Below are 9,665 nucleotides of genomic sequence, written 5' to 3'. Positions count from 1 at the left end.
TAGAGGGTCGGCCGAGAAACGACAAGGGTCAACAGGCGATTTCCCGTCAGAGCCCGGCGTTGACCACCATGCAGTCCATGCCCTCCTGAACCAGGCTGCGACAGGCGTCATAGGCCTGGCTCTCCTGCAGGTTCACCAGGCGTGCCCGGAAGACCTTGTGGTCACCCTGGTGTTCGGCCACGGTGATCCGAGCACCGCTCATCTGGAAGGCCAGGCGGTCGGCGGCACGATTGGCCAGGGTGCGGGCCTGGTCGGCGCTGCTGAAGGCGCCCACCTGGACACCCCAGTCACCGCCTGTCTGGGTGCTGAAGGTATCGACAGGGCTGAAGGAATGGCTGGTTCGGGTAATCAACTCTCGGATGGGGTCGTCTGCCGAGCCCTGTTCGACCCCAGGGCGTCTCGTATAGGTCGTCGCCGAACTATCCAGGCTGGCCACCATGCTCGATGGCTCGCTCACGGGCGTGGAAGGCGCGGAGGCAGGCAGGTGACTGGTGCCGCTCATGACATCGCCGGAAAAGTCTGCCTGGGCGATCCAGTCGCCACGATCATACAGGGAGGCCCTCACGAAGCCGCGGTCGAGAAGCTCGGCCATGTGGGCATCGCGGGACTGGGCGGTAAAGCCACCCATGACCACCGAGAGCAGGCGACGGCCGTCGCGCACCGCGGAGGTGGCGACGTTGAAGCCCGAGGCACGGATGAAGCCGGTCTTCAGGCCATCGGCACCGGGGTAGCTGCCCACCAGGCGGTTGTGGCTCTTGTGGGTCTTGCCCTTGTAGGTGAAGCTCTTGGTGGAGAAGAGGTGGTAGTGCTGCGGGAAATCCTGCATCAGGCGAATCGAGAGCGTTGCCATCTCCCGCGCCGTGGTGGTCTGGCCACTGTCGGGGAGCCCCGAGGCATTACGGAACCGGGTGGCCGGCATGCCCAGTTCGCGGGCCTTGGCGGTCATCATGCGGCCGAAGTTTGCCTCGTTCCCACCCAGCGCCTCGGCGATCACCACGGCCACGTCGTTGGCCGAACGCACCACCAGGATCTTCACGGCATCCTCCACGGCGATGCTCGAACCGGCCTTGATGTAGAGCTTGGAGGCCGGCATGGAGGCCGCATGGGTCGATACCGGCAACGACTGCCGCCAGGTCAGGCTGCCGTTCTCCAGCGCCTCGAACACCAGGTAGAGGGTCATCATCTTGGTCAGCGAGGCCGGATAGCGGGTCGCGTCGGCATTGGCTGCGTGCAGCACCTGGCCGCTCTCGACATCGACCACGATGGCCGCATAACGAGGATTGGCCAACGCCGGGGTGGCGACAAGCATCCCCAGGCAAGTGAAGAGCGTAAGTGCCATCACGGTATGGCGCCATCTCATTATTGTCGTATTGGTCACCATCTGCGTTCCCTCTGAATTACCTGGAGTCGATTGTGCAATTGCTAATACGCATTATGAACAGTAAACCAGGACTGTACAGGGGTTTAAACGAGGAATAACGGGCTTTTTGGGTAACTTCACACTTTTAAAGCAAGATTATCCCCTCATCCGCTGCCTACCACTTCCGACCCCGACCACCAGCGTGAAGGCCGCAGTCAGGTCGCAAAGCACTATCGACACCAGATTGATAGCGCCAAAAGTGGCGACAGGCTCTCGAGTATCACGACTGCCCGTCCGGATGATCCATCCCTCATTGACATGCCCAACGCCCTGTTGCCGATTAAATCAGCACACTCATCAGTATCGTTGCGTGGAAGCGTCCGAGCCTGGCCGTCATTAATGAGCCTTCAACGCGTGTCAAGTGTCTGGATGGCTGTTATAAGTGAAAGGGTAAGCTGCAAGCACCACGGCATATCGGCAAGACATCCGTATGGATACCGCTTCAGCGTTTTCTCACAAGGCGTCGCTGGGCGACGAAAGGACTATGACTTCTCCATTCTCATCGGCATCCGGCCCCCTTGTGGCCATCGGTGGTGCCGAGGACAGGACATCCGAGCTCGAGATCCTCAACAAGGTTTTCGACCTGGCCCCTGCGGGTAACCAGGAGGTCGCGGTCATCGCCACGGCCAGCAGCATCCCCGACCAGGTCCTGCCCGACTACGACGCCGCCTTCTCTCGCCTGGGCGCCAGCCGTGTCCATTCGCTGGGCATCCGCGACCGCCAGGAGGCAGCCGATGCCGACACGGTGCGCTTGATCGAGCAGAGCGGCGTCATCTTCATCACCGGCGGTGACCAGCTGCGCCTGACCAATGTCCTGGGTGGCTCCCCGGTTCTGAATGCCATTCGCCAACGCCTGCAGGACGGCGCAGTAGTGGCCGGAACCAGTGCCGGCGCAGCGGCCATGCCCGGGACCATGATCTACAACGGCGCCTCCGCGGATGCCCTGCGCAAGGGGGCGGTCAACATGACCTTCGGCCTCGGGCTGGTCGATGGCCTGGTCATCGACAGTCACTTCCTCGAGCGCGGCCGCTTCACACGTCTGATGGAGATCGGGGCCAGCAACCCGGAACACCTGGGGGTGGGCATCAGCGAGGATGCCGGCGTGATCATCCACCCCCACGGCATTCTCGAGGCCATCGGGCCGGGGCATGTCATCCTCATCGACAGCCGGGACCTGGCGAGCTCGAACATCACCGACCTTTCCATGGGCGAACCGGTGGCCATCGAGAACATGATTCTCCATGCGATGGTCAGCGGGCACGGCTTCGACGTCGAGGCGCGGCGCTATCTCGTCCCCCACGAACTCGGCGCCATTCTCACGGAGAGTCGATGAATATTCTCGAGCACCGGGCCCTGCGCGGCCCGAACTATTACAGCCGCTATCCGGCGATCTTCATGCGCCTGGACATCGGGAAGCTCGAGGAAACACCAAGCGATCTCGTCCCCGGTATCGTCGAGCGTCTCACGGCGCTGCTGCCGACCCTGCAGGAGCACCGCTGCTCGGTGGGCCGCCCCGGCGGCTTCCTGGAGCGGCTGGCGCGCGGCACCTGGGCCGGCCATGTCGTCGAACATGTCGCCATCGAGCTTCAGAACCTGATCGGCTTCTCGGTGGGCTACGGCAAGACCATCGACAGCTATGACACCGGCATCTACAACGTGGTCTACCGCTACCGCGATGAGGCCTGCGGCCTGGCCGCCGGCGCCGAGTCCGTCGACCTCGTCGAGCGTCTCTTCGCCGGCGAGGCGATCGACATGCCGGCCATCATCGACCGCCTCCGCAAGGTGCGCGACGCCCACATGCTGGGGCCCTCCACGGCCGCCATCGTCGACGACGCCAACCAGCGTGGCATTCCCCATACCCGCTTGAGCGAGGAAAACAGCTACATCCAGTTCGGTCACGGCCACCGTCAACAGCGTATCCAGGCCACAGTGACCGGCCATACGGACATGATCGGCTTCGGCATCGCCGACGACAAGAACTGGACGAAGCAGGTGCTCGGTGATGCCGGCATCCCGGTGCCCCGGGGCCAGGTTTGCTCCACCGTCGATGACGCCCTCGACATCGCGCGCGACATCGGCTATCCCGTCGCGGTAAAGCCGGTCATCGGCAACCATGGCCGGGGCGTGAGCACCAACATCGAGGATGACCCGTCGCTGCGCGACGCCTTCGACATCGCCGCCAATCGCGATCCCTCGGTGATCGTCGAGCAGTACATCAAGGGTGAGGACCATCGCCTGCTGGTCATCGACAACACGCTCGTGGCCGCCGCCAGGCGTCGCCCGGCCCATGTGGTCGGCGACGGAGTCGCCACCCTCCAGGCCCTGGTCGACGAGGAGAATCGCGACCCGCGTCGCGGCATCGGCCACGAGAACCTGCTGACCCAGATCCAGTTGGACGAACAGTCGCTACGGCTAATCGGTCAGCAGAATCTGACCCTGCAGAGCGTGATCCCGGCTGGCGAGATAGCCTTTCTTAAAGCTACGGCGAACTTAAGCACTGGGGGCACGGCCACGGACGTCACCGACGATGTCCATCCAGAGGTGCGCTACGCGGCGGAGCGCATCGCGCGGCTGGTGGGGCTGGACATCATCGGTATCGACCTGCTGGCCGAGACCCTGACCCGGCCCTTGGAAGAGCAGTCCGCCGCCGTGGTCGAGGTCAATGCCGGGCCCGGCTTTCGCATGCACCTCTCGCCCACCCACGGGGAGGGCCGTGATGTGGGTCGCCCGGTGATCAACATGCTGTTCCCCGACAGCGAGGCCACGGGGCGCATTCCCGTCGCGGCGGTCACCGGCACCAACGGCAAGACCACCACGGTGCGGCTGCTCTCGCACCTGCTGCGACAGTCGGGTCGCAACGTCGGCATGGCCTGCACCGGGGCCATCGAGATCGACAACCATGTGATCATGCGCGGCGACTACAGCGGCCCCCAGGCGGCCGCGATCGTGCTGCGCGAGCCCACCGTCGAGTATGCCGTGCTCGAGGTCGCCCGTGGCGGCATCATGCGCCGCGGCCTGGGGTTCGACGAGTGCGACGTGGGCGTGCTGCTCAACATCGCCAGCGACCACCTGGGCGAGCACGACATCCATACCCTCGATGAACTGGCCCGCTGCAAGACCGTGGTGATCGATGCCGTCCGCCAGGGCGGGACGGCCGTGCTCAATGCCGACGACCCCCGAGTGCTGGAAGGCCAGGAGTGGGCCCGGGGCGACATCATCTTCTTCACCCTGGACCCCGACTCGCGCCCCGTTCGTCAGCATGTCCGCGAACACGGGGTGGCCTTCACCGTGCACAACGAACGCCTCGTGATGCGCCAGGGCCATGTCGAGGCCGAGGTGATCCCGGTGGTGGACGTACCCATCACCTTCGAGGGCCATGCCCGCTTCAATGTCGCCAACGCCCTGGCCGCCAGTGCCGCTGCCTATGCCCTGGGCCTGTCCATCGCCGACATCCAGATGGGCCTGCAGACCTTCCACCCCACTCCCGGGCAGAATCCCGGCCGCACCAACCTCATCGACGCCGACGGCATGAAGGTGCTGATCGACTACGGCCACAATGTCCCGGCACTCGAGGCCCTGAGCGAACTGGTCGGCTGCATTCCGGCCCGGCGACGCCTCAGCGTGGCCAGCGCCCCGGGGAATCGCCGCGACGAGGACCTGTTCACGTTGGGCACCCTGCTCGCCCGGATGCACGACATCGTCTTCATCTACGAGACCGACCCCCGCGGACGCGCCCCCGGTGACGCCGCTCGTCTGCTGCGCGAAGGGGCCGAGTCGGTGCCGGGCGCCTGCCGGGTCGAGGTCATCATGGAAGAGCAGCAGGCCGTCGACAGGGCCTTCGATGAGGCAAGCGAAGGCGACCTTCTGGTGCTGCTGATCGATGACGTCGATGGCGCCATCGAGCGCCTCAAGGGCCGTCGCTTCCGGTCAGCCGCCGCGACGCTGCCAGGCGGTGAGCAGCCATGATGCCTTCCGAACCCCGGGGAGACAGGCTGCTGACCCTGCTGCGAGTCGGCAGCATCTTCGCGCCGGAACCGCTCGAGGCCAAGGATATCCTGATCGCCGACGGCCGGATCGCCGCCCTGGGGCGGGATATCGAGGTCCCGACGGGCTGGCCGGTCCGGGTCGTCGAGGCGCGTGATCTCGTCGCCGTTCCCGCCTTCATCGACCAGCACGTGCATGTGACCGGCGGGGGTGGCGAGGGGGGCTGCGGCACCCGCTGCCCGGAGATCACCGCCCACGAGATCGCGTCCATGGGCATCGGCACCGTGGTGGGGGTGCTGGGCACCGACGGCATCAGCCGCTCACCGGCGGATCTGCTGGCCAAGGTGCGCGGGCTCAATGCCGAAGGCATTTCGGCCTACATGTACACGGGATCCTATCGTGTGCCACCCCCGACCCTTACCGGCGACGTGCAGCGCGACCTGGCCTGGATCCCCGAGGTGATCGGTCTGGGCGAGCTGGCCATCTCGGATCATCGCTCCAGCCAGCCGCGTCAGGACGAGATCGAGCGACTGGTCAGCGAGGCCCGGGTCGGCGCCATGCTGGCCGGCAAGCGCGGCATCTGCCACTTCCATCTCGGCGACGGCCAGCGCGGCCTCGAACCGCTGCGCCGGCTGCTCACCGAGACCGAGATCCCCGCTGACCAGGTGATCCCGACTCACGTGAACCGTCACCGCCAGTTGCTCGAGGAGGCCGCCGACTATGCGCTGACCTTCAACGCCAACGTGGATGTGACCGCCTTCGATGACCCCGGCGAGGGCCTGTCCGGCTTCGACGCCGTGTCGCGGCTGCTCGCTCGCGGCGTTCCCGTCGAGCGCATCACCATGAGCTCCGACTGCAACGGCAGCCTGCCCGAGTTCGACACCCAGGGCGCCTATATCGGCATGCGGGTGGCGCGCAACACCGCCCTCATCGCGGACTGGCAGCGCCTGGTACGCGAGGGCGTGCTGCCCATGGAGCAGGCACTCGGCCTGATCTCGGGGAATGTCGCGCGGGTACTCGGCCTACATGGCCAGAAAGGCCGCCTGGCCGTGGGCCATGACGCCGACGTGGCTCTGCTCGACGGAGATCTCCAGCCACGCCAGACCTTCATCGACGGCCGAGGCGTCTACAGCGCTGACTAGCGGCCAGCCGTGTGACGCCCGCCAAGGTGACGCATGATGTCGGCGCGGTGGGTCTCGGTGGTTTTGACACTGATTTCCAGACCACAACCCATCAAAACCCGTATTTTTTATTGCACATTACCAGTATTAATGATCTGTTTAAGGGAGTTGCAGTGCAGCACAAAACAGGATATGGCTGACTTCAAGTGCGACTGGCGATTTGAACTGATTCAAGACAAGAGCCCGGAACCGTTTTTTCCATGCCAGCGATGCTGCCGACAGCATGGAAGGAGAGGATCTTGCCCTTACATCGATTAGGGATGCTTTTTCCTTCGGTTGGCTCATTCTCATAAGCTCCAAGCAGGAAAGCCTCATGGACGACAACACCTCGCATTGCACCCTCAACACCGACGAGCGCGCCCGGCTTGCCGAACTCCGCGCGCTCGACATCCTGGACACCCCGCCGGAAGAACGCTTCGACCGCTATACCCGTCTGGTATCTCAGATATTCAATGTCCCCACGGCGTTGATTTCCCTGATCGATGAGAATCGACAATGGTTCAAGTCGTCGGTGGGCTTGGAGGCCTGTGAAACCTCGCTCGAGCTTTCCTTCTGTGTCCATGCCCTGGCGCATGACTACCTGGAAATTCCCGACGCCCTGGAAGATGATTTTTTCCGTACTCACAAGGCGGTGGTGTCGGCCCCGCATATCCGCTTCTACGCCGGCGTTGTGCTGCGCGGCCCGACCGGTCATCCCATCGGAACACTCTGCATCAGCGACACGACGCCGCGAGAGATCACCTTCGTGGAGCGTTCCTGGCTGATGACCTTCGGCAGCATCGTCGAGGAACAGATCCATCTCTGCGCCGAACTGGTCAACGTCCGCCACCAGGTGAGTCGTGTGACTCAACGTGACGCCCGGACGGGGCTTCCCGACGAGACCCTCTTCGGGGACACCCTGGACAATCTGATTCGCCTGGCCGACACGGAGGCCCACTACCTGGCGGTCCTGCACCTGTGCGTGAACAATCTCGACGAGATCAGTCGCATCCATGGGCGTGGCAACCGAGACGCCGTCCTGCAGTGCCTGGCGGACCGCCTGACGGCCCCGGACATCAAGATACTGGCGGCGGGTCACATGAACCATGATCGCTTCGCTGCGGTCATCTCGTTGTTCGCCGTGCGTGATCTGTTCAGCGTGGTAACGCCCATCGTCAACAAGCTGAACATGCCGATCGACATTGAGGGCCATACCCTACGGCCGGACATTGATGTCGGCATCAGCGTCTCTCCCGATGACGGCGCCAACCCCGATGACCTGCTGGAACGGGCCAGGGCTGCCCTCAAGGGCCCCCGAACCCACGAAGGCATGCATGTCTTCACCCATCGCACGGAGGCCAGTGCTGAACGCCGGCACTGGATAGAGCAACGCCTGGAACCGGCCCTGCTGAATGGCAAGCTGGCCCAGCACTATCAACCCATCGTGCTCGCCGACGGCAGTGGCGTGATCGGTTTCGAGGCCCTGGCGCGCTGGCAGGACAAGAAACTGGGCAATGTGAGTCCGGAGGAGTTCGTGCCGATAGCCGAAAAGAATCCCCTCTTGTCACGGCTACTGACGGAGTGGTCGCTCAGGGTCGTCTGCGAGAAAGCGACGGACTGGCCTCTCAAGCCGGGCGATCCCCCCCTGCGGATGGCGATCAATATTCCCGCCAACCAGTTCTATCAGCCGAATTTTGTCGAGCATATCCTCCAGACGCTCGAGGAACACGACCTGGCGCCGGAACGATTGACGCTGGAGCTCACCGAGGAAAGCCTGCTCACCGATATCGACCAGGCGGTCCAGACCATGCGCCGCCTCAGGGATCACGACATCGCCCTGGCCCTGGATGACTTCGGCACCGGCTATTCCTCGCTGAGTTATCTGAAACGGCTGCCTATCAATGCACTCAAGATCGACAAGAGCTTCATCGATGACCTGCCCCACGACCGAGCAGCAGTCGGTCTGGTCAAGGGCATCATCGGCATTGCCCACGGCCTCGGCATGAAGGTCGTTGGCGAAGGTGTCGAGCATCAGGCGCAGCACGAGCTGCTCCATCAATTGGGCTGCGATGCGCTGCAGGGTTATCTGTTCAGCCGGCCCGTCGAGGCCGACAAGGCGCTGGCTTTCCTCGCGACCTGGCTAGGACACGCCGGAGCGGGAGCCAGGTGACCGGGTAGGACACATGACATGTCATTGCCGATGGAGACGGCATTCCCTGCGTCTCTCGTCTCGATAGTCGTTCCTCAATCCCTGTGGGAGTCACCATGCCTCGACCCCCGTCAAACCCAAGATCCCGAAACGACAGTGCCTCGGCTTCCCGGATCTCCGACGCCCCCTCGACCCTGGAAGAATGGCAGGCCTATGCACGTACCCTCCAGAGGGTACAAAGGGTCGGGAGGCTTGGTTACTGGAAGGCGGTCAATGACATCCCATCAGCCTGCGTATCGTAAGGATAATACCAACCGTACGACAGTACCGTAAGGTGGCTATCGGATCAGGCCGAATCCACTTGATATGGTGAAGAACCTGAAAGCTGGAGGTCTCCGAGCCTACCTGGGAAGGAGAAGTCCGATGCGCATAACCGAAACGACAACGACCAAGGTCAAAAGTATACAAGCAGGCATGCTTGCCGTGTTGTTTGTCCCCGTGCCGGCACTGCACCCATTGATGATAGGGCTCTTAGGACCACCTTCGCACCTGCTCTGGTGGGTGTATGTAGCCCCCGTTGCCCTGCTTTCCTATACCTTCGGTGCCCGTGGAGCCGCATTATCCATTGTTGTCGGTATTTCCCTGCTGGTGGCTGGTGAGCGTTTGTTCGGATCGGGCTATGGTGAGGCTGCCAGCTGGGAAACGACTTTTTCCCTGGCCGTGGCACTGGCCATCACCCTGGTGTTGATTGCATCGCTTTCCGTCTATGCCGGCCATGCGGCGAGCAAGCTCCGACAGACAGCCTTCACCCATCCGCTGACCCGACTGCCCAATCGCCATTATCTGGATACGGAAATCGCCGCCGCATGGAAGGAACCACACCACGGTCATGCCGTGCTCATCCTTGATATCGACGATTTCGATGCCATCAACTCCACCCTCGGCTACGTAG

At 63.4% G+C, this 9,665-nt stretch carries 7 protein-coding genes; 6 read left to right on the top strand and 1 reads right to left on the bottom strand.

Features of this window, described 5'->3' with window-relative positions:
* Nucleotides 1-46: 46 nt before the first annotated feature.
* A complete protein-coding gene (locus ACESMD_RS08215; protein ID WP_372612091.1) occupies nt 47-1,360 on the bottom strand; it encodes a serine hydrolase in 1,314 nt (437 codons plus the stop codon).
* A gap of 544 nt (nt 1,361-1,904) precedes the next feature.
* Between ACESMD_RS08215 and ACESMD_RS08210 the strand changes: the two genes are divergently transcribed.
* The 6 genes from ACESMD_RS08210 to ACESMD_RS08185 form a co-directional block, all read left to right on the top strand.
* On the top strand, nt 1,905-2,753 hold the full coding sequence (locus ACESMD_RS08210) for a cyanophycinase (RefSeq protein ID WP_372612089.1): 849 nt from the start codon (nt 1,905-1,907) through the stop codon (nt 2,751-2,753).
* Nucleotides 2,750-5,386 carry a cyanophycin synthetase gene (cphA, locus tag ACESMD_RS08205; protein ID WP_372612087.1) on the top strand — a complete coding sequence of 879 codons (2,637 nt, stop codon included), beginning with the start codon at nt 2,750-2,752 and terminating at the stop codon, nt 5,384-5,386. The genes ACESMD_RS08210 and cphA overlap by 4 nt, the downstream gene beginning before the upstream one ends.
* Nucleotides 5,383-6,546: a beta-aspartyl-peptidase gene (gene iadA / locus ACESMD_RS08200; RefSeq protein ID WP_372612085.1), complete on the top strand. Its 1,164-nt coding sequence runs from the start codon at nt 5,383-5,385 to the stop codon at nt 6,544-6,546. Before cphA ends, iadA begins: the two co-directional genes overlap by 4 nt.
* 11 nt (nt 6,547-6,557) lie before the next feature.
* Nucleotides 6,558-6,725, top strand: a complete 168-nt coding sequence (locus ACESMD_RS08195) for a hypothetical protein (protein ID WP_372612083.1) — start codon at nt 6,558-6,560, stop codon at nt 6,723-6,725.
* 173 nt (nt 6,726-6,898) lie between these two features.
* A complete protein-coding gene (locus tag ACESMD_RS08190; RefSeq protein ID WP_372612081.1) occupies nt 6,899-8,734 on the top strand; it encodes a putative bifunctional diguanylate cyclase/phosphodiesterase in 1,836 nt (611 codons plus the stop codon).
* 402 nt (nt 8,735-9,136) lie between these two features.
* Nucleotides 9,137-9,665, top strand: a 529-nt coding sequence (locus tag ACESMD_RS08185) for a GGDEF domain-containing protein (RefSeq protein WP_372612079.1), incomplete at its 3' end; no start/stop codon positions are given.

The organism is Halomonas sp., assembly GCF_041689495.1.
Classification (GTDB): Bacteria; Pseudomonadota; Gammaproteobacteria; order Pseudomonadales; family Halomonadaceae; genus Halomonas.
This window is presented reverse-complemented; position numbering and strand designations above follow the sequence as displayed.